At 47.3% G+C, this 21,129-nt stretch carries 17 protein-coding genes; 9 read left to right on the forward strand and 8 right to left on the reverse strand.

Annotated features, from left to right (window positions below):
* Positions 1 to 9 precede the first annotated feature (9 nt).
* The 3 genes from KE626_RS23515 (at position 10) to KE626_RS23525 (ending at position 3,263) form a co-directional block, all read left to right on the forward strand.
* A complete protein-coding gene (locus tag KE626_RS23515) occupies positions 10 to 1,221 on the forward strand; it encodes a thioredoxin family protein (RefSeq protein WP_211975448.1) in 1,212 nt (403 codons plus the stop codon).
* Between the two features lie 31 nt (positions 1,222 to 1,252).
* Positions 1,253 to 2,143, forward strand: coding sequence for an SPL family radical SAM protein (locus tag KE626_RS23520; protein WP_211975449.1), 891 nt, complete (start codon positions 1,253 to 1,255; stop codon positions 2,141 to 2,143).
* 85 nt (positions 2,144 to 2,228) lie between these two features.
* Positions 2,229 to 3,263, forward strand: a complete 1,035-nt coding sequence (locus KE626_RS23525; protein ID WP_211975450.1) for a sugar phosphate isomerase/epimerase family protein — start codon at positions 2,229 to 2,231, stop codon at positions 3,261 to 3,263.
* A gap of 130 nt (positions 3,264 to 3,393) precedes the next feature.
* On the opposite strand, the gene KE626_RS23530 is transcribed toward KE626_RS23525, so the two are convergent.
* Positions 3,394 to 4,239 (reverse strand): dienelactone hydrolase family protein, encoded by an 846-nt coding sequence (locus tag KE626_RS23530; protein WP_211975451.1) that lies wholly within the window; start codon positions 4,237 to 4,239, stop codon positions 3,394 to 3,396.
* A 65-nt stretch (positions 4,240 to 4,304) separates the two neighbouring features.
* Here KE626_RS23530 and KE626_RS23535 point away from each other — a divergent pair, with 65 nt between their 5' ends.
* On the forward strand, positions 4,305 to 5,525 hold the full coding sequence (locus tag KE626_RS23535) for an NAD(P)/FAD-dependent oxidoreductase (RefSeq protein WP_211975452.1): 1,221 nt from the start codon (positions 4,305 to 4,307) through the stop codon (positions 5,523 to 5,525).
* On the opposite strand, the gene KE626_RS23540 is transcribed toward KE626_RS23535, so the two are convergent.
* The gene (locus KE626_RS23540; RefSeq protein WP_211975453.1) at positions 5,522 to 6,319 is read right to left on the reverse strand and encodes a FecR family protein; all 798 of its coding nucleotides are present in this window, start codon (positions 6,317 to 6,319) and stop codon (positions 5,522 to 5,524) included. The two genes, KE626_RS23535 and KE626_RS23540, sit on opposite strands and share 4 nt — an antisense overlap.
* Positions 6,320 to 6,501: 182 nt before the next feature.
* Between KE626_RS23540 and KE626_RS23545 the strand changes: the two genes are divergently transcribed.
* A complete protein-coding gene (locus KE626_RS23545; protein ID WP_211975454.1) occupies positions 6,502 to 7,680 on the forward strand; it encodes a proline dehydrogenase family protein in 1,179 nt (392 codons plus the stop codon).
* Between the two features lie 94 nt (positions 7,681 to 7,774).
* On the opposite strand, the gene KE626_RS23550 is transcribed toward KE626_RS23545, so the two are convergent.
* Together KE626_RS23550 and KE626_RS23555 are read right to left on the reverse strand one after the other, a co-directional pair.
* Positions 7,775 to 9,094 (reverse strand): RagB/SusD family nutrient uptake outer membrane protein, encoded by a 1,320-nt coding sequence (locus KE626_RS23550; RefSeq protein WP_211975455.1) that lies wholly within the window; start codon positions 9,092 to 9,094, stop codon positions 7,775 to 7,777.
* 29 nt (positions 9,095 to 9,123) lie between these two features.
* The gene (locus KE626_RS23555; RefSeq protein WP_211975456.1) at positions 9,124 to 12,120 is read right to left on the reverse strand and encodes a SusC/RagA family TonB-linked outer membrane protein; all 2,997 of its coding nucleotides are present in this window, start codon (positions 12,118 to 12,120) and stop codon (positions 9,124 to 9,126) included.
* Positions 12,121 to 12,446: 326 nt separating this feature from the next.
* On the opposite strand from KE626_RS23555, the gene KE626_RS23560 reads away from it, so the two are divergent.
* Both KE626_RS23560 and KE626_RS23565 read left to right on the forward strand, forming a co-directional pair.
* Complete coding sequence (locus KE626_RS23560; RefSeq protein ID WP_211975457.1) at positions 12,447 to 13,268, forward strand: thymidylate synthase; 822 nt, start codon at positions 12,447 to 12,449, stop codon at positions 13,266 to 13,268.
* 10 nt (positions 13,269 to 13,278) lie between these two features.
* Entirely contained in the window at positions 13,279 to 13,770 is a 492-nt protein-coding gene (locus KE626_RS23565) for a dihydrofolate reductase (protein WP_211975458.1), read from the forward strand.
* 21 nt (positions 13,771 to 13,791) lie between these two features.
* Here the strand turns inward: KE626_RS23565 and dnaG are convergent, their stop codons facing one another.
* Positions 13,792 to 15,759, reverse strand: a complete 1,968-nt coding sequence (dnaG, locus tag KE626_RS23570) for a DNA primase (RefSeq protein ID WP_211975459.1) — start codon at positions 15,757 to 15,759, stop codon at positions 13,792 to 13,794.
* A gap of 149 nt (positions 15,760 to 15,908) precedes the next feature.
* Between dnaG and KE626_RS23575 the strand changes: the two genes are divergently transcribed.
* On the forward strand, positions 15,909 to 17,087 hold the full coding sequence (locus KE626_RS23575; protein ID WP_211975460.1) for an acetyl-CoA C-acyltransferase: 1,179 nt from the start codon (positions 15,909 to 15,911) through the stop codon (positions 17,085 to 17,087).
* Between the two features lie 270 nt (positions 17,088 to 17,357).
* On the opposite strand, the gene KE626_RS23580 is transcribed toward KE626_RS23575, so the two are convergent.
* Positions 17,358 to 17,969, reverse strand: a complete 612-nt coding sequence (locus tag KE626_RS23580) for a hypothetical protein (RefSeq protein WP_211975461.1) — start codon at positions 17,967 to 17,969, stop codon at positions 17,358 to 17,360.
* 154 nt (positions 17,970 to 18,123) lie between these two features.
* Here KE626_RS23580 and KE626_RS23585 point away from each other — a divergent pair, with 154 nt between their 5' ends.
* A complete protein-coding gene (locus KE626_RS23585) occupies positions 18,124 to 19,149 on the forward strand; it encodes a pyruvate dehydrogenase complex E1 component subunit beta (RefSeq protein ID WP_283093172.1) in 1,026 nt (341 codons plus the stop codon).
* A gap of 116 nt (positions 19,150 to 19,265) precedes the next feature.
* On the opposite strand, the gene cysM is transcribed toward KE626_RS23585, so the two are convergent.
* Together cysM and KE626_RS23595 are read right to left on the reverse strand one after the other, a co-directional pair.
* Positions 19,266 to 20,147: a cysteine synthase CysM gene (cysM, locus tag KE626_RS23590; RefSeq protein WP_211975463.1), complete on the reverse strand. Its 882-nt coding sequence runs from the start codon at positions 20,145 to 20,147 to the stop codon at positions 19,266 to 19,268.
* 4 nt (positions 20,148 to 20,151) lie between these two features.
* Positions 20,152 to 20,964 carry a serine O-acetyltransferase gene (locus tag KE626_RS23595; RefSeq protein ID WP_211975464.1) on the reverse strand — a complete coding sequence of 271 codons (813 nt, stop codon included), beginning with the start codon at positions 20,962 to 20,964 and terminating at the stop codon, positions 20,152 to 20,154.
* Positions 20,965 to 21,129: the final 165 nt, after the last annotated feature.

The raw sequence follows: 21,129 nt of genomic DNA on the forward strand, positions 1-21,129 counted from the left end.
ATGGAATGTATGAAGAAGAAATTTTGGTCAAAGATGCTGTCGGCAGGCATGCTGCTCAGCACTTGCCTTACACTGCAGGCACAGCAAAGCGAAACAGGCATCGTTTTCCGGAAAGATGCTTTTACAGAAGTGTTAAAGGAAAGCGCCCGCACCGGTAAACTGGTGTTTATAGACTGCTATACCAGCTGGTGTGCCCCGTGTAAATGGATGGAGAAAAATGTATTTGTAAATGATACTGCTGCCGCCTATTACAATAATACTTTTATCAATTACAAAATTGATATGGAAAAAGGAGAGGGGCCTGCACTACGGCAACGTTACCAGGTACAGGTATTCCCTACCTATTTGTTCTTAAACAGCAAAGGCGACCTGGTACACAAAGCCACCTCCCGTATGGAAACAGCGGAGTTTGTGGAAGAGGGAAAGAAAGCACTGGACCCTAAGCGCTCCCTGGCAGCGATGGAAAAGGCATTTAATAATGGGCAGCGCAGTAAGGAAAACCTTCTCTCTTATGCACTGGCTTTGCAGAAAAGTGATCGTAATAAGTGTGATACGGTAACCAGGATACTGATGGATCAGTTAACAGAGGCGGATCTGCTAACACCGCTGGGGTGGCAGGTGATACAGGCTTTTGTATGGGATGAAAATGAGAAGCCGGGAAAGTATTTCGTTGCTCACGCAGATGAATACACGAAAAAGTATGGTGCAGTGGCTACCGGGAAAATACAGGAACGTTTGCTGAGCACCGCCTTGTATGGGTTGATCCGCAAAAAGGACAGTGTTGCTTTCTTCACCCGCCTCGCTCCCTGGCAGCAATCGCAGGATGCCGGCGTACAGCGCAAGGCCGTGATGATGGAAGCAGAATACTACGTGACTACGGCAGATGTTAAAAACTTTGTCCGCGTAACGGATAAAGGCTTGCAGGGAGTGCTGCAGCAGGATGACGCGGGACTAAGTTTCCTGGCACGCCGCAGCCAATACCTGGCAGCCGGCAACAAAGGCCTGCTGCAGCAGGCATATAAGCTGGCCAAACGCGCAGCGGTGATTGCACCTAACGAATACAGCAACCAGGGCACCCTGGCCAGGATCTGCCAGGAGCTGGGCAACAAGCCGGAAGCACTGGAAGCAGCGGAAGCCACCTGCCGGTTGTCGCTGCTCGAAACGTCCAAAATCCAGAAAATAGCACAAAAAGAACTGGACGAAATAAAACAGATGAAATAAAATCCGGATCTTCGGTGACAGCACTTTAAATATGCCCAGGTATATTACAGTTACGTCACTGCTCAATAAAACAAAGAAACGGGACCACTGGTTCCTGGATGATTATACCATCAATCCTTACAGCGGTTGTGCATTCAATTGCCTGTATTGTTATATACGCGGTAGCAAATACGGTATCAACCTGGCCGAAAAGTTGTCGGTGAAGGAAAACGCTTTAGCCATCCTTCGCCGGCAACTGGCTGCCAGGGCGCGAAAACAGCAACAGGGTGTTGTGGTATTGTCTTCCGTAACTGATGCCTACCTTCCGCTGGAAGAAAAGGAAATGCTGACAAGAGGCATCCTGGAGCTGCTGTTGGAATACCGTTTCCCGGTACATATTATCACCAAATCCCCGCTTGTACTCCGCGACCTGGACTTACTTCAACGTATCAACGAAAACGCCCTCTTGCCCCCCGATATGGCCGAATACCGGCACAAGGCATTTATCACCTTTTCTTTCAGCACTATTGATCCTGTAACCTGCAAACAGTTTGAGCCCGGCGCCCCCGATCCGGCAGAGCGGCTGCTGGCCATGAAAGCCTGTGCAACAGCCGGTATGATGACCGGCGTAAGTTTAATGCCCCTGCTGCCCTTTATTACCGATGTGCCGGAACAACTGGCACGCATGTACGCCGCTTTTCATGAACATGGCGCCCGTTATGTTTTCCCGGCTTCCATTACCCTGTGGGGCGATACTGCCGCCGACAGCAAGCAGCTTATATTACAGGCCATACAGCAATATTATCCGCAGTTGCTTGACAGCTATCAACGCTTGTTTGCCAACAGCGCAGGCGTTCCTGCAGCCTATCATGCCGCGTTACAGGAAGCAGCAGCCCGGGAGGCAGCCCGTTATGGATTGCCCGCCCGCATTCCCTTTGAGTAAACAACCGCAAAATTTTATGCGTGTAAACTTGCTTTCCCCCCTGTAAAAGAATATTTTAGAAGGGTGAATTTTAAAACCCACGTATATGAGTAATGTAAACAACCGCAGACAATTCCTGCGTCAAATGGGATTGTACACCATGGGAATGGGGATATTGCCCGCTGTACTGGCTGCCTGTAATGAAGGTAAATCGACCCGCAAAGATGATAAGGACACCTCGGCAACACCCGCTGCCGGCACATCGGAAGACATTGCCAAAGAACTTTTCTTTAAGATCTCTCTCGCGGAATGGTCTTTCCACAAAGCACTGTTTGCCGGTAAAATGAATCACCTTGACTTCGCTTCCCGCGCAAAGAATGAATTCGGTATCCAGGGTATCGAATACGTTAACCAGTTTTTCAAAGACAAGGCAAAGGATCAATCCTACCTCGGCGAAATGAAGAAACGCGCCGATGACCTGGGCGTGCGCAGCGTACTTATCATGTGCGATGAGGAAGGCGAAATGGGCGACCAGGACGTGAAAAAGAGACTGCAAGCCGTGGAAAATCATTATAAATGGGTAGAAGCCGCCGCCTTCCTGGGATGCCATTCTATCCGCGTAAACGCAGCAGGAGAAGGTAAACCGGAAGACGTGGCCAAAGCCGCCGCGGAATCATTAACCAAACTGGCCTCCTTTGGCAAGGAACATAATATCGGGGTTATCGTGGAAAACCATGGCGGTATGTCATCTAACGGAAAATGGCTGAGCGGTATCATGAAAACAGTGAACATGCCCAACTGTGGTACATTACCGGACCTGGGCAATTTTTGTATCAAAAGAAGCAAACCGGAAAATAATACCCCGGAAGCCTGGGCAAAAACTACCTGCCTCGAAGAATACGACCGCTATGAAGGCGTAACGGAACTCATGCCTTTCGCCAAAGGCGTAAGCGCTAAAACCTATGATTTCGACGCCGCCGGCAATGAAACCACCATCGACTATAAACGCGCCCTTACTATCGTAAAAAATGCCGGCTTCACCGGCTTTATGGGTATCGAATACGAAGGTGAACGGCTGTCGGAAGAAGAAGGAATAAAGAAAACAAAGGAACTGCTGATGAAAATCGGCGCAGGACTTTGATTCATGTGATTGATTTGATTATCCTGATAAACGAAGATCAACTGCTGAAGATAAAAGCGTAAGGCCCGTTTGATATTTATCAAACGGGCCTTACGCTTTTATCTACGCCACATTAACTAAAAGCTAAAAGCTAATGGCTAAAAACTGTTTTCAGAAACCTCACGGTTTGTCCATACGCATCCTCAGTAGCAACACTGTCGAAAATAGGATTGCTCGGATTGGCAAAACCATGATCGGCATCATAACGTTTAACCGTTAACGTTTTCCCGGCAGTCTTCATGTTTTTTTCAAATTCATCCACAATTGCCGGCGTAATGCCTTTGTCACGGTTGGCAAAAATAGCCAGTACCGGCGCCCGTAAAGTACGCAACGCTGTCAGTTCTTTTTCGGGCATGCCATAATACATCACTACACCCACATTTTGGGCGCCTTCCTGTAATCCCGACTGCAAGGATAGGCCGCCACCGAAACACCAGCCTACAGAGGCTATTTTGGCCGATTTACCGGCATAACCGATAGCGCCCTGTATAATTGCTTTTAGCCGTTTACCGGAAACACCCTGTACCAGTTTAGCAGCATCTTCCCGGTTAGTGGCAATTTTCTGATCGTAGAGGTCTACTGCCAGCACATTTACCTTTCCTCCCAGGTCGGTGTACAGTTTTTCAGATTGTTTTTTGATGTAATCGTTTAGCCCATACCACTCCTGGTATACAAAAATATACTGATCGGAGGGCATACTGGCTTTGAACAGAAAGCCATGCGCCGGTGTACCATCAGGTGCATCAAAGGTAACTGCTGTACCTATGCCGCCCTGGTAGGTATATGGCAGCGGATCTTTGTGCGCCATGCGGAAGTCTTCCCGGCTGGTCAGCGTAGCGAATTCAGCAACCGCATCGGTATGACAGCAGGGAGCTGTTTGAGCAAAAGCATTCACAGCCATAAAAAGCAGGCTGGTCACAAAGGATAGCTTTTTCATAACAGGTATATTTTGTACAGAGAAGTTACGAATTTCTTTGGAGCGGCTTTTGTAAAATAAAGTACATGGATCTTCAATCAGGTTACCCTTATTCATTAATACGTAATGGTCTTCCTTTCAATTATCCATGGCTGGAAGCAGATATTCGTACACACGTGGCAGTTATTGGCGGCGGTATTTCAGGCGCATTAACTGCCTATGCTTTGACAAAAGCCGGCATTCCCAATGTGGTGGTGGATGCGCGTACCATTGGTTTGGGCAGTACCGCTGCCAGTACATCGCTGTTACAATATGAAATAGATACGCCCTTGTACGCGTTGCAGCAAAAAGCAGGGCTGGCCAATGCCAACAGGGCTTATGAATTGTGCGCCGCCTCCATCGCAGAGCTGGAGGGCATCTGTAAAACCTTGCGTTTCTCTCATTTTGAGAAAAAACATAGTCTTTACCTGGCCTCCTGGCGTAAAGATGTAGCGAACCTGGTAAAAGAATACCAGGCGCGCAAAGCACTTGGACTGAAAGTTGAATGGTGGGATGATGCCAGGGTAACCGCCAATATGGGATTTTCCGCACCTGCTGCTATCTACTCACATACCGCTGCCCAAACAGATGCCTACCTGCTCACACATGCATTGCATCAGCATAATATCGGGCATGGCACCGCTGTATACGACCGCACGCCTGTTGTGGATGTGGGATTCAGACGGAGAGGCATCATGTTGAAAACCTTCCACGGACAACAGATTCGTGCCCGTTACCTCGTGATTGCTACCGGTTATGAAGTACTGCAGTATATAAAACAACCATTATTGAAACTGAATAGTACCTACGCGGTAGCAAGTGAACCAAACCATGCGGAGGAACAGTGGTACCAGGATTGCCTGATCTGGGAAACAAAAAGTCCCTACCTCTATATGCGTGTTACCAGCGATCATCGGGTGATAATAGGCGGAAGGGACGAACCTTTTTATAATCCCACCCGCCGCGATAAACTGATCCATCGCAAAGCGGCTACCCTGGAAAAAGACCTTCGCAGAAAATTCCCCGATCTCCGCTTTCTGCCGGAGTTCAGGTGGACAGGTACTTTTGGCAGTACAGCAGACGGCCTCCCTTTTATCGGCGCTTTTGCTCCGATGCCGCATACTTTTTTTGCGCTGGGATTTGGCGGCAACGGGATTACTTTCAGCCAGATGGCCGCTAATATCATCGCCGACCTGGTTCAGGGAAAGAAAAACCGCGATGCCGCTATTTTTTCATTTAACAGGAAAATAAATGACTGGTTATACTAAAAAGTAATCACTGCTTTATTATCACTGATTTTATATTTAAAGTGCTGCTGCTCCCCGATATTACGCAATACTTCGTCCAGGGTAGCATGATAAAAACGTGCGTCGGTGATCACAGGTGCGCGGGATGCATCTCCCTTCATTTCTATTTCCACACCAAACCATTCTTCCAGTACCCGGCCCAGCACCATCGGATTGGCATTGGTGATGTGTAAGGTATCAGATAACCAGGTTTCGAGTTCTTCCGGATGGTAGGTTTCTTTTTCCATCAGGTCTATTTCATTATTGGCGAGGATCATTTGTCCGCGTTCCAGTATTTCCGGCTGGTTATCGGTGGCAGAATGATAGGATTTGCCTACGCGGATTTTCCCGGTGAGCAGGTATACGGTGGCGCCATGCTGACTGGCAAAAGAACGCATTTTAAAAGAAGTACCCAATACCGTTGCCCGCAACTTGTCGCTGGTAACGGTAAATGTATCGGTAGCCGGGGTAACGCTGAAAAACGCATCGCCGTCCAGTATCACGGCACGGTTGCCCTGCCCGTAGTTTTCCGGTACCTGCAGCTCGGAAGCTGAATTGAGGATCACCCGGGAGCTGTCCGGCAACGTAACCGGCGTACGCTGACCTGTAGTGCCTTTATAGCTGGTGTATTTGATGCCCGGCGTTTGCAGGTTAACCGATGTATGTTCCGGCGCCTTGGGCTGGCAGCCGGCAAATACCATCCCTCCCAGCATGAGTAGCGTTATTGTTTTTTGCCATGCGGCATTGCGGGAGATAGTATCAGATTTAAATTGCATATTCCGGGAATTTTGTATGTAACAGAAAAATCCTAAAAGTAATAAAATAAACAGCGGTAAATAAGGGGGCCTAAACAATTTATGAGAAGCAATAGACAATATCGGATAACGCTGTTAAAAAGATATGCTGATATTATAATGATTTTTGTTTAGAAGCGGGACGCACCCTAACTTTGCGGCCCATGGAAAAGCAGCTACCTTTATCATTTGATAATACGGCTATTGCGTTTGAGGCAAAGACCGACAAAGCACTGAAAAAAGCCAACTTTCTCTTTAGCAATATCGGGAAACCCTGGTTGGTAAAATTCGGTTCAGTGATGACTCCCATCGCCTTTAAACTGCGACTGCCTGTTAAAGGGATTATCAAAAGCACTATTTTCTCACAATTCTGCGGAGGGGAAACCCTGGAAGAAGCTGCTGCCACTGCATTGCAGTTGGGCAACTATCATGTAGGCGTAGCATTGGATTACGGTGTGGAAGCAATGGAAGGGGAGCATAGTTATGATGAAGCAGTACCCGAATTTATCCGCGCTATTCAATATGCTGCCTCCAGACCGGATATTCCTTTTATTGCCATTAAAATAACCGGTTTTGCCCGGTTTGAGTTACTGGAGAAGATACACCGCAAAGAAACTTTATCTGCTGCGGAACAAGCCGAATTTACCCGTGTACGCAACCGTATTTTTTCCATAGCCGAAGCTGGCGCCCGTCATAGTGTTGCCATCCTGGTAGACGCCGAAGAATCCTGGATTCAGAACCCGGTAGATGACCTTACCGATGAGATGATGTCATTATTCAATAAAGAAAAAGTCATTGTGTACAACACCTTCCAGATGTATTGTCACGATCGCTATGCTTTTCTTCAAACCTCCCTGCAAAAAGCAGAAAAAGCAGGTTACCTCCTCGGAGCAAAACTGGTTCGCGGTGCTTACATGGAAAAAGAAAATAAACGCGCCACCGAAAATAATTACCCTACACCGATACAGCCCGGCAAAGAAGCCACTGACAAAGACTACGACGCTGCGGTAACATTTTGCCTGAACCACCTTGATAAACTCGCGGTATTCATCGGCACCCATAATGAAAACAGTTGTATGCTGGCCGCCCGCATGCTGGACCAGAAAGGTTTACCACATAATCATCCGCATGTAAGCTTCTCGCAGCTGCTGGGAATGAGCGATAACATTACCTTTAACCTGGCACATGCCGGTTATAATGTAAGTAAATACCTGCCTTATGGTCCGGTAAAAGAAGTAATGCCTTACCTGCTCCGCAGGGCGCAGGAAAATACGTCCATCGCCGGACAAATGGGGCGCGAGCTTGCGCTTATCAGGAAGGAAATGAAGAGAAGGGGAATATAACTAAGGGCTGAAAGGATAAAGCAAAAAGCTATTGTAGTGAATATTGAATCGCTACAATAGCTTTTTGCTTTATCCTTTATCCTTTCAGCTCACATTACAGATTACTTTCGTTTTGCGGCAACGGATATTTCGTCCAAATATCATCATCCGGCCTGTCTTTAGGCAATGTATTCAGCAGGTTATACCTTCTCAGATCAATCCAGCGATGCCCTTCCATAAACAGGGAATAACGTCTTTCATACAGCATCTCTGTAATGAGCGCTGCCTGGGTTGTTAGCCCGGCGTATGGAGGAAGGTTATGCGCCAAGCGAATGCGATTGATGGCTACAATGGCATCGGGGATGGCGTTTAGCTGAATTTTGGCTTCTGCATAGATCAGGATCAGTTCCTCATTGCGGATAACGCTGATGGGAGCATTCAGTGAACTCCAGATAATCACGTCGCGGTTGCCGGTTAAGCCACCCTGGCTGGCGGATGAAGTACGCAACGCTGTTTTGGTTTGCAAACGGTTATCGCCTGCAAGAATATCCGTTGCAAAGGTAGGATGTGATACCCTTACTTCACCGTTACCATTGGGCGCCAGGAACAAGGTGTTGGCGAGGTCACCGCCGTTGGTGGAAAAGGCGTGGTAAATGCCCTTGTTCTGATCACCATTAAGATCCAAAAAGGATTCATTCAATGCGGCAAGTGCTGAAGCCCATTGCTGCCGGTAAATATATACCCTCGCTGCAATGGCGCGGTTGAATTTCAGCAGCCCGGCTGCATCCTTGAATCCAAGAAATCCATCCGATAAAGGAAAGATGACTTCTGATCCGGTCAGGTCAGCCTTACCATCATTGAGGAATTTCAACACAGAGTCCATTACAACGGCAGGATCGGTGACAACACCACCCAGCGTACCGCCATTGGCCACCGGTATACGCGCGCCATTGGTATTGGTCAGGTTGATGTTCAACAGCAACTGGTATCCAATCAGCGTTTTTGCAAAACCGCTAAAGGCCTTCTTTTGCTGATCTGAAGCCACTTCTGTGCGGGTGTTTTTAATGGCATCCAGCAGGATGAAACATTGCCTGCTTACCTGGTATCGCGCAGCCCATGGGTTGGTAAGATAAAAGGTATTATTATCCAGTTGTTTGGTACCACCACCTAACAGGTCAGTAGTGTAACGTGGTTCTGCACTGGAGAAACGATAAATTTCCCTGCCTATAATACCCGTGCCGTCAATATAAACAGCAAGGGAATTACGCATTCCGGATTCAGCACCGGTTACCAGGTTAAATAAATCACTTCTCGACGGATCCTTTGTAATACCGTCTACAACTGGTGTATTAAGACTGTTGATTTCTCCCTTCTGACACGCATTGATGACCAGCAGCGAAACAACAACAGCTATCGTTGAAATATACTTTTTCATATTGAATAATTTTAGCAGAGAGAAAATGATCAGAAATCTATACCAACATGGAAGCTGGCTCTTTTGGATGCAGGAAAAGGCATCACATCCACACCGGTCGATAACCCGATACTACCACGGCTTTGAGAGGTAGTAATAGTGTTACTGCCGAAGTTGGATACTTCCGGATCATAACCCACATACTTGGTCCAGGTAAAGAAGTTATTGGCAGATACACCTACGCGTATGCCCTTCACATTTTTTGTATTTTTTAAAGGAACATTGTAATACAGGCCTATCTCACGGATACGCACATACGAAGCGTCCTGCACATAGATGGAAGCATCGCCGGCTCCCGGACGGAAAGCGCCCGCCTTGGTGCCGCTGATCATATCATCATAGTCAAAGGAAGTAGCACCCAGGTCGGTGAGCAGCTGGGTAAGATTGATATTATCCCCGCCTTTTTTCCAGTGGATCAGGAACCGGAGGGAGAAGTTTTTGAAAAGGGTCACTTCATTAAAGAAACTCATCTGGAATTTTGGTTCTGCATCGCCGATCAGTTTCAGATCACTACCCACGGTACCTTTGATCTGTGTGGCAGGAGCTCCTTCTTCCAGGTAAAATGTTCCCAGTGAGTTACCAAATGCGCCGATAGCATACGGAGGTATGATCAGCTTGGTTACTTTAGAACGGTTAAACCAGAAGTTGATGGAACTGTTCCACCGGAAAGAACGTGTGTTTACCGGGATGAGGTTCAATCCCAGTTCAAGCCCCTGGTTTTTCAGGTCACCACTGTTTTTCCATTCATTGGCATAACCGGAAGAAGCGGGCAATGCATGACGCAGTAATACGTCATAGATGTTTTTATTATAGTAAGTGGCTTCAAGACTAACACGGCCGTTCAACACACTGATATCAAGTCCTGTCTCAAATTCTGCCTGGCGTTCCGGTTTGATATCGGGGTTGCCCTGCAGGTTATCCACCAGTACGCCCGGGAAGCCGCCGATATTGCTGCCCAGCATACCGGTAAACTTACTGCCATAAGGCGGTACGTTGCCAGACTGGCCATAGGCAGCACGTATCTTGAGGTTATCGATGCTGGAAATATTCCAGAACTTCATTTTGGTAAGGTTCCAGGAAAAGGAACCTTTGGGAAATACATAATACTTTTGAAAGTCACCGTTGTTGGTGGACCGGTCAAAACGCACGCCGCCACTGACGGTCAGCGCCTCCATCAGGGAGAGATCTTCCTGGATAAAAATACCGTTGTCACGGAATTTCTGCCGGAATTGACGGGTAGTAGTATTGGCGCTGGCATCCAGGTTACTCTGACCGGATACCAGGTTGGTAGCACTGGTAACAATATTGTCCATGAAACCGGTTTCGAGCGTGGCGCCGACGGTACTGGTCAGGCTGAGGTTGGGATTGGGAGTAAAGTTGTTTACCACAAATCCGGCAATATTGGTGTTGGTGTTGTTCGTGTTTCCCTGGATGGAGTGACCTTGCAGACCGTTTTCTTCAAACTGCAGGTTACGTGGAAACAGGGCTGCTGTTTTGTAGTTAAAATAGTCAATACCACCGCGACCAATCAACCGGGTAGTAGAACGGTCGTTCTGTTGCAACTTTATTTCCAGGTTGGCGCCGCCTACAAAACGATTGGTCTTTTCATTGTTAGCCATCAGGTCACGGGTTTCCAGCGGGTTGGAAGCCGCAAATGGATTACGCGGGTATTCGCCCAGTGCGTTGGGATGCAGGTCTACAAAATCGGGCGTGGATGATAATGCCACCCCGTAGGATACACCATTGTTATCGTTGTTGGTGAGCCCCCTGTCTGCCGAAGACCCGATATAGTTGGTTGTAACGCCGAGGGATACACGATCATTGATTTTATGATCCACATTCAACCGGATGGAGTTGTTGAAATAGCCGGTATGTTTAACGATACCATCTTCCTGTCTCCTGTTACCGGAAAGATAGAAGGTTGTTTTTTCACCGCCGCCGCTGAGTGAAATGCCGGAGTTTAGTACCAGGCCTGTTTCTCCAAACATTTCTTTTTCATAGTCATAAATTTTTCCGGCGTTTTTTGCATCGGTGAACTGCTGTTTATACGCAGCTCTTTTTGCCTGCACAGCAGGAGAGGGGTTGTCGGCAGCTCCTGCCAGGTCGGCGGCTGCGTCTGCGGTGAAAGTACGCACACCCATCAGGTGTCTTACTTTGGTGAAACCAACTTCCTGGTTAAAGCTGATTTTTGTTTTACCGGTTTTACCTTTTTTGGTGGTGATGATAATTACACCGGCGGCTGCTTTTGCGCCATACATGGCGGCGGCGGAAGCGCCTTTCAGGATCTCTATGTTTTCAATGTCTTCGGGATTCAGGTCCGCGATGCGGCTGGAGGGGTTGTCCTGGTTATTGGGATTGCCTGAGGTAGCCGCGCCGGTAACATCATTTAACCCGGCGGGAATACTGCTGTTGTTAAAGAAAATACCATCTACTACATAGAGCGGTTGTGAGTTACCGAATACGGAAGTAATACCTCTCATTTTTACCGAGATACCACCACCGGGAGCGCCGGAGTTAGCGGTGATCAGGGCGCCGGGCACTTTACCGCTTAGTGCGGCATCAAAAGTTTGAGCAGGCGCCACACCATTGAGTTCCTGGCCGGAAATAGTAGCAACGGCATTGGCCAGGTTGCTTCGTTTTACGTTGGTGGCAAGTCCCGTTACCACAATTTCTTCCAAACGGGCGAAGTCCTCTTCTATGGAAATATTATATACCGATTCTCCGGTTTTCAGGGTAATTGTCTGACTTTTGTAGCCGGTGTAACTCACCACTAAACTCGTGGCACCGGCGGGAACGACCAGCGTATAAGCACCGCCGGGATCTGTAATCGTGCCCTTATTGGTGTTGGGAACACGCACCGTTACTCCGGGAAGAGGTTTGCCACTGACGGCATCCTTTATTTTTCCGGAAATGTTTTGTTGCGCAAATAGTGCAAGGGTACTGCACAGGCATAGCAGTACCAGCAAGCTGGATTTTGGTAGAAGCATAGCTTGTTTGGTTTAGATAATTGATGATGTATTAAAAGAGGTTATTTTTTCATTAACTGCTAATAGATTTTGATGATCAAATAGAATAGTAGTCCTTGATTTTGGTTGTATTATTGTTGTAAATGCTTTTGGAATTTGTCGCTACGATAGCGGCTGATACAGGTTTTTCACTACAGTCCACCGGACAGTTTTTCTCATAAAGCCTATCTTGTTGTAACGTCGAATTATTATGGCAGATTACGAAATTTTACAGGTATTTCCGTTTTTTTTGTTTGACTTAATTATGTTATATTTTTCGACTGTAAAACTTCGTAAATTGCGGCCTTATGGATCAGTATCTATCTTTATTACAACATATTATCAAAGAGGGCGCCGTTAAAACTGACCGCACCGGAACCGGTACCACCAGCTGCTTTGGTTACCAGATGCGTTTTAATTTACAGGAAGGCTTTCCGGTAGTGACCACCAAAAAGCTCCATCTGAAATCTATCATATATGAATTATTGTGGTTTTTAAGGGGAGATACCAACATTGGCTGGCTGAAAGAACATGGGGTGAGTATCTGGGACGAGTGGGCCGATAAAAACGGCGATCTGGGCCCCGTTTACGGCAAACAGTGGCGTAGTTGGGAAACCCGTAGCGGTCAGGTGATTGACCAGATCACTGAGGCGGTAAACACCATTAAAAACAATCCTGACTCCCGCCGTATCATCGTGAATGCCTGGAATGTGGGCGAGTTGTCCGAAATGGCACTCAGTCCCTGTCATTGCCTGTTCCAGTTCTATGTTACCCCGGCCGATACTGCCAAAGGAGAAACCCGCGGTAAACTGAGCTGTCAGCTATACCAGCGCAGCGCCGATGTATTCCTGGGAGTGCCTTTCAATATTGCTTCTTATGCCTTGTTAACCATGATGATGGCCCAGGTATGTAACCTCGACGCAGGTGATTTTATACATACCTTCGGGGATGTACACCTGTACAGCAACCACATGGAACAAGCGCAGCTGCAGCTAAGCCGGCAACCGTTCCCGCTGCCGGTGATGAAGATCAACCCGGATGTAAAAGATATTTTTTCTTTTAAATATGAAGATTTTGAACTGACAAACTACCAGTTCCATCCTGCTATTAAAGCTCCGGTAGCTATATAACCGTTTCCATATGCGTATATCCATTATTGTAGCGGCGTCGGAGAATAATGTTATCGGTATCAATAATATGCTGCCATGGCGCATACCAACGGATCTCAAATATTTCAAATCCACCACATTGGGGAAGCCCATCGTAATGGGCCGCAAAACATTTGAATCGCTGGGCAAAGCGCTGCCAGGCCGGCCTAACATCGTGATCACCCGGCAAACCGGCTATCAACCGGAAGGCGCCTACGTAGTAGGTTCTGTTGAAGAAGGTATTGAAAAAGCCAGGACATTCGGAGGAGAAGAGTTGTTTATTACCGGCGGCTCACAGATATTTGAACAGGCATGGTCGCTGGTGGAAAGGATCTACCTCACACGCGTATACGCAGTTGTGCGCGGTGATGCCTTCTTCCCTCAGGTGGATGGCGGTGAGTTTGAACTCGTGAGTGATGAACGTCATGAAGAAGATGAAAAAAATCAGTATGCGTTTTCCTTCCAGGTATGGGAGAGGATTTGAAGAATTCGTAATTCCTGATTATTATTTGAAAACAACGGTACCCATACCGTTGGTAAGCTCCTTTTCCAGGGCGTTGAGATGCTTCTGCATTTCCAGGCAGGCCATGATCTGATCCATTTCAGTTGCTTTCCTCGCTTCCTCCTGGTTTTCGAAAATCAGCTTTTTGATCTTACGCAGAATAAGATAATTGGTGGTGGAAATAGTATCCTGCAGATACGCATTGTCGCCGTATACGGTGTCAATTTCAAAACGATCTTTCCAGTTGGCGCTCAGATCCGCTTCTCTGTCTTCCAGGATATTGGCAATCTGTTTAGACAATACCTGGTCTTCGTGATAAAGGAACCAGCGCTTATCCTGCAGATTACCGCTGTCGTACAAGACTTTGTATTCTCTCAAAATCCTTTTTACCACATCGCTTTCTGCGAGCGCTTCAAAGTCATAGGGGAGATGGAAAATATAATCTGCTACAGTATTGTTTTCTTCTTCGCTGAAAGGCTTATCTCCAAAGCGCAGTAAAATTTTTACCAGCTCCTTTTCCTGTTTTTCGTGACCGCTGATCAGCGAATCTACCGAGACGCCGGTTTCTGCAGCCTCCATGGCGGCAATGGCCTCTTCGCTCAGTCCGTCGTCATCCGGTGCAGGATTGTTGCGGGCCTGGGCCTGCTCCCGTTTTACAAGCCGGTCGCGGATAAACTTATTGACCAGCTGTATAAGCCCCTGTTCATCAATATGCAGCAGCTGGCTGCATTGACGGATATAATCCTGCTGGCGGGTAAAATCTTCTGCCTTATCAATTTTTGAAATGGTTTCGGCAATTTCATTGACCAGCTGTGATTTTTTATTGCTGTCTGTTCCCACCTCCTGCATGCTGAGGTGGAGCTTAAACAGTACAAAGTCCTGTTTGTTTTCTTTGATGAATTCCCGGAATGCTTCGGCGCCGATCTTTTGTACATAGCTGTCCGGATCTTCTTTATCCGGCAGCAATACCAGCTTCACATTCAGCCCTTCTTCTATGGCCATATCGAGACCGCGCAGCGCTGCTTTTACACCGGCGCTGTCGCCGTCGTACAGGATAGTGAGGTTCTTGGTGTACTTCTTGATAAGCCGCAGCTGATCCTGGGTAAGCGAGGTGCCGCTGGAAGCCACTACGTTTTCCACACCGGCCTGGTGCAGGGAAATCACATCGGTATAACCTTCTACGAGTAAGCATTCATCGAGCTTGTCAATGGCATGCCGCGCAAAGTAGGTACCATACAGTACCCTGCTTTTTATATAGATCTCGTTTTCAGGGGAGTTGATATACTTGGGCGCCCGGTCGGATTTTACCAGGATACGCGCACCAAACCCCAGTATCTTGCCGGATTGGTTATGAATCGGGAAAATAACACGGCCCCTGTAATTATCGGCCGGTTGCTCATTACGAATGGTGACCAGCCCCGTTTTTTGGAGGTATTCCAGGTTATACCCTTTGTCTAATGCAGATTTTGCAAAAGCGTCAAAGGTATTCAGACAGTAGCCCAGCTGGAACTTTTTGATGGTTTCTTCCGTAAATCCCCGTTCTTCAAAATAACTCAGTCCTACATTCTGTCCTTCCTCTTTGTTAAAAAGGGTATCGGTAAAATATTCACGGGCATAGTTGTTTATGATAAACAAACTATCCGCCATGAGCTGGTACTGCTTCAGCTCCGGGCTTACTTCCGTTTCTTCCAGCTCTACCTGGTATCGCTGCGCCAGCCATCGCAACGCTTCTACATAGGAGTATTTTTCATGCTCCATGATAAAGCTGATGGTATTGCCGCTGGCTCCGCAACCAAAGCACTTATAGATCTCTTTGCCGGGAGATACGGTGAAGGAAGGCGATTTCTCGTTGTGAAACGGACATAACCCCAGGTAGTTGGCGCCACGTTTTTTTAGCTTAACGAAGGAGCCTACTATTTCCACAATGTCTATGCGGCTGAGAATCTGTTGTATGGAGTTTTGAGATATCACGGTGCAACTGCAAACTTAGCGAGAAATTATGAATTAAGAATTACGAATTACGTACTTCCCATATATCTCCCCGACAATCCGTAGTTCCTAATTCGTAATTCTTTATATTTGGTAGATTATAAACTAGCCAAATCAATCTTATTTATCAGATGAAAGAAGTATTTATAGTAGCTACGGCCCGCACACCTATAGGTTCGTTCAATGGCGCGCTGGCAGGCATTCCTGCTACACAGCTGGGTGCTACCGTTATAAAAGCAGCCCTGGATAAGGCCGGTATTGCAGCCGCTGCAGTCAATGAAGTGTATATGGGCAATGTGCTCAGCGCCAACCTGGGACAGGCTCCTGCCAACCAGGCCAGCCTGGCAGCAGGCGTACCCAATAATGTACCCTGTACAACGGTCAACAAAGTTTGCGCCTCCGGCATGAAAGCCATTATGCTGGGTGCCCAGAGCATTATGCTGGGTGATAACGATGTAGTAGTAGCCGGTGGCATGGAAAACATGAGCGCCGCTCCATACTACCTGGATAAAGCCCGTACCGGTTATAAACTGGGCCAGGGCAGCGTTATCGATGGTATTATCCGTGATGGCCTCTGGGATCCGTATAAAGATTTCCACATGGGCAACGCAGCAGAATTGTGTGCCACAGCATATCATATTACCCGGGAAGACCAGGACGCGTACGCTGTGGAGAGTTACAAACGCGCAGCAGCAGCCTGGGAAAAAGGTTATTTTAAGGAAGAAGTAGTACCGGTACAGGTACCTGGCAAACAGGTAGTTACCGTGGCAGAAGATGAAGATTATAAAAAAGTCATCTTTGAAAAAGTGCCTTCCCTGAAACCCAGTTTCCAGAAAGATGGTACTATCACCGCCGCCAATGCGTCCAACATCAACGATGGCGCTGCCGCAGTGGTACTGGTAAGCGGAGAAAAACTGAAAGAACTGGGATTAAAACCACTGACTAAGATCATCAGCTTTGCAGATGCTTCCCAGGCGCCGGAATGGTTTACCACCACGCCTGTAAAGGCCATCAATAATGCGCTGACAAAAGCAGGATTGAAAATAAGTGATATGGACTATGCAGAAGTAAACGAAGCGTTTTCCTGCGTGCCTATTGCCAATGCGAAAGACCTGGGCCTGTCGCTCGATAAAGTGAATGTATGGGGCGGCGCCGTAGCTATGGGACATCCCATTGGTTGCAGCGGTGCGCGTATTGTTGTAACCCTCAACTCCATCCTGCATCAGCAACATGCCCGCTATGGCGTAGCCGGTATATGCAATGGTGGCGGAGGTGCAAGCGCGATCATTATAGAAGCCATTAAGCCTTAGCGTTTAAACGAATGTTTTCTTGCCAGGGAGTTTTTTTTGCCCAGGATTAAACAGATTTTGATGATTTACAGGATTTTTTCCTTTTTTGATTTTAAAAGATTACCCAAGATATAAGCGAATTTGCTTGCATCTTGGGTAATCTTTTAAAATCAAATTATAATCACAATAAAAAAATCCTGTAAATCATCAAAATCTGTTTAATCCTGGGCAAAAAAAACTCCCTGGCAAGAAAACATTCGCCGCAATTCGTTAAAAGCTAATGGCTGGCAGCTAATAGCTCAAAGTAATCACCGTATCCCGTTTGTTCAGTTGTATCCTTACACTGTCGTTTGCCCGTTTAGCCATCCTGAGCGATGTCACCATCGTCTGTGGCGTTATTACGTCCGGCGTTACCTTCTCAAATAATAAGTATTTGTCTTCCACCAGGCTGTATACCGGGTAAACAGATAGTATACCGGTGGTTTTTGTTTGCAGCGCAAAATCATCGTCGATTTTGTAGCGCTGAAACTCACTATCCGACAGCAGGGTAATGGCCGCAACGAGGGTGATGGTGCGGAGTGGAGGCAACAGCAATCCCAGTAACAACACAAAAGGAAATCCAAAGAAACAGAGCAGGTAGGCATACCTGGCGTCATTGCCTGGCTTGGTAAGACCATAGAGCAGCATGCCGGTGCCGGCGTAGAGGGTAAAGAATATCCGTTCTGTTTGGGTACCTTTAAAACCGTAGCTGTTAAGCATCAGCAGCAGGCATAAAGCAGCCAGACAGCCGAATACCAGGTGAATGTGCCATAACAACCACTCGGCTGCCGGTGATTTTACCTTTTTGATCTTACAGGAAAGGGCCGCTAAAAAACATAAGGTCAGGATAGTAATGGTGATCATGACAGTGGGATATTGTTGGTAGGTCTCAATAAAGTTTAAAATATAAATATATATTATTTATTTAATAAAATACCAACAATATGTGTGTCAGCGGCATAATAATTATTAATCGGGTGTTTGCTTTGCTTTTTCGCTAACAAACAATATTTTTGCCCTGCCTTTCAATAAGGCATTTAAACTTTCAATTAAGAATAGCATGCGTCAGATAGCTTTCAGACAAGCCTTAAGAGAAGCCCTGCAGGAGGAATTTCGCCGTGATGAACGGGTATTCCTTATGGGGGAGGAAGTAGCCGAATACAATGGCGCTTATAAAGTGAGCCAGGGAATGCTGGATGAGTTTGGTCCAAAACGTGTTATTGACACGCCAATTGCAGAACTTGGATTTACTGCCATTGGAGTAGGTGCTGCTCAGAATGGCCTGCGCCCGGTTCTTGAATTCATGACCTGGAACTTTGCCGTACTGGCGCTGGATCAGATCCTCAATACCGCCTCTAAAATGCTCGCGATGAGTGGTGGACAGGTTGGATGCCCGATCGTTTTCCGTGGACCTAACGGTTCTGCCGGACAGCTGGGCGCTCAGCACTCTACTGCTTTCGAAAGCTACTATGCCAATATCCCAGGCCTTAAAGTAATTTCCGTTTCTAACCCTTATGATGCAAAAGGTTTGCTGAAAGCGGCTATCCGCGATGATGATCCGGTTGTTTTCATGGAGAGCGAGTTAATGTATGGCGATATGGGCGAAGTACCTGAAGAAGAATACATCATCCCGATCGGGAAAGCCGATATCAAACGTGCAGGTAAAGATGTAACCATCGTTTCTTTCAACAAAATGATGAAAGTAGCCCTGGGTGCAGCAGAAGAACTGGCGAAAGAAGGCATCGAAGCAGAGGTAATCGATTTGCGCACCATCCGTCCGCTGGATTGGTTCACCATCCTCGAGTCTGTAAAGAAAACCAACCGCCTGGTAATCGTGGAAGAACAATGGCCTTTTGCGAGCATCTCTTCTGAAATCACTTACCGTATCCAGAAAGAAGGTTTCGACTACCTGGATGCACCAATCCGCCGTATCACTGCACAGGATGCTCCTATGCACTATGCGCCAAACCTGGTTAAACTGTACCTGCCCGATATCGAGCGTACCGTGAAACTGGTGAAAGAAGTAATGTATATGAAGAAATAGCTTTTAGCCATCAGCAGTTAGCTGTTGGGCAGGAGCGAAGATGATAAAACAGAACGGAGCGAAGATTATCTTCGCTCCGTTCTGTTTTATTTATGTTAATAGCTGATAGTCAGCGGCTAGGAAAATAAATCACTCGACAGGTATCTGTCGCCGCGATCGCAGATGATGCTAACGATAACGCCGCTACGCAGTTCCTGGGATACCCGTACTGCCGCGGCCACGGCGCCGCCGCTGCTCATACCGCAAAAAACAGCCTCCTCTTTTGCGAGCCGCCGGGTCATTACCCTGGCTTCTTCTTCCGAAATATCCATGATCCTGTCTACCCTTGGTCTTTCGAATATTTTCGGGAGATAAGCCTCCGGCCATTTGCGGATGCCAGGGATCCTGGACCCTTCTGTCGGCTGGCAGCCAACAATCTGTATATCGGGATTTTGTTCTTTCAAAAAACGGGATACGCCCATAATAGTACCGGTAGTGCCCATGGCGCTTACAAAATGGGTTATCTTGCCGTCGGTATCTTTCCAGATTTCAGGACCGGTAGTTTTGTAATGCATGCCATAGTTGTCGGGATTGGCAAACTGATTCAGCATAAAATAACCGCCGCCGGCCACTTTCTCATTGGCATAGTCTATAGATCCTTCCATAGATAATTCCTTGGGAGTCAGCGTTACCTTGGCGCCATATACTTCCATTGTCAGCACGCGCTCCCGTGTGGCATCCGATGGCATCACCAGCTCAATCTCCAGGTTAAATAAACTGGCTATCATGGCCAGCGCAATACCGGTATTGCCACTGGTGGCTTCAATGAGTTTCATACCCGGTTTAATGTCGCCCCTGTCCAGCGCCCCTTTGATCATGCCATAGGCTGCCCTGTCTTTCACACTGCCCGCAGGATTGTTACCTTCCAGTTTGGCAAATATTTTCACCGCAGGATTTACTGATATATTTTTTAACTCTACCATCGGCGTATTGCCGATGAGATCTATGATGGAAGCCATTGTATTAGTCCTGGTTTGTATCTGAAAATTTATGTTCTGCCTTGTAGTAGATCCGCGAAAATGGCTCCACACTCTTTATCAGCCACACATTACCACCAATCACGCTGTGATGGCCAATCACGGTATCGCCACCCAATATTGTTGCGCCTGCATAAATCACCACATGCTCCTCAATAGTAGGGTGCCTTTTGCTGCGCGCCATGCTTTTTTCAATACTCAGCGCACCCAGTGTTACACCCTGGTATAGCTTTACATGCGGACCTATCACAGTGGTTTCTCCGATAACAATACCGGTACCATGGTCTATGCAACACCAGGGCGCAATTACAGCCCCCGGATGAATATCCACACCGGTACGGGAATGTGCCAGCTCCGTGATCATGCGCGGTAACACCGGTATTTTCAGGTTATACAGGGCATGCGCAATGCGGTAAAAAGCAATCGCATAAAAGCCGGGATAGGCACGGATAACCTCGTATATACAGGATGCAGCCGGGTCGCCCTGGTAAATGGCACCCGCATCTTTGGTCAGTTCATCGTAAATAACCGGCACCTTATTCATAAAGGCCTGGCTGAGAGAGGCCGCATCGGTGGGCAGTTGATTCGCCATAGATTGCAGTAACTGCTGCAGTTGCGCTTCCAGCTCATGACTGTATTGCTCCAATGCCGCCGCATCAGTGATCACCACTCCCTTATGCTCCGGAAATAACCAGTTCAACAGCTTGCTTACAAAATCATCTACTGCACCCGTAGCCGGATAGGCATTTGCCGCTGCCAGCTGGTGCCGCCGCTTCAACTCTTCAAGAAAATCATTCATATGCGGATCGAATTACAGGTATTGGCACTTTTGTATATCTTGAAATTACGCATAAATCCCGTAAAGGTAGTAGACTGTTCGGGAAAATACAACAACAACAGCTGTTAGCTGTTAGCCGTTAGCTTTTAGATGGAGGCAATATCGCCTTGATGGCTGCAAAAAGCA

Origin of the sequence: Chitinophaga hostae, assembly GCF_018224885.1 — a bacterium.
Lineage (GTDB): Bacteria > Bacteroidota > Bacteroidia > Chitinophagales > Chitinophagaceae > Chitinophaga > Chitinophaga hostae.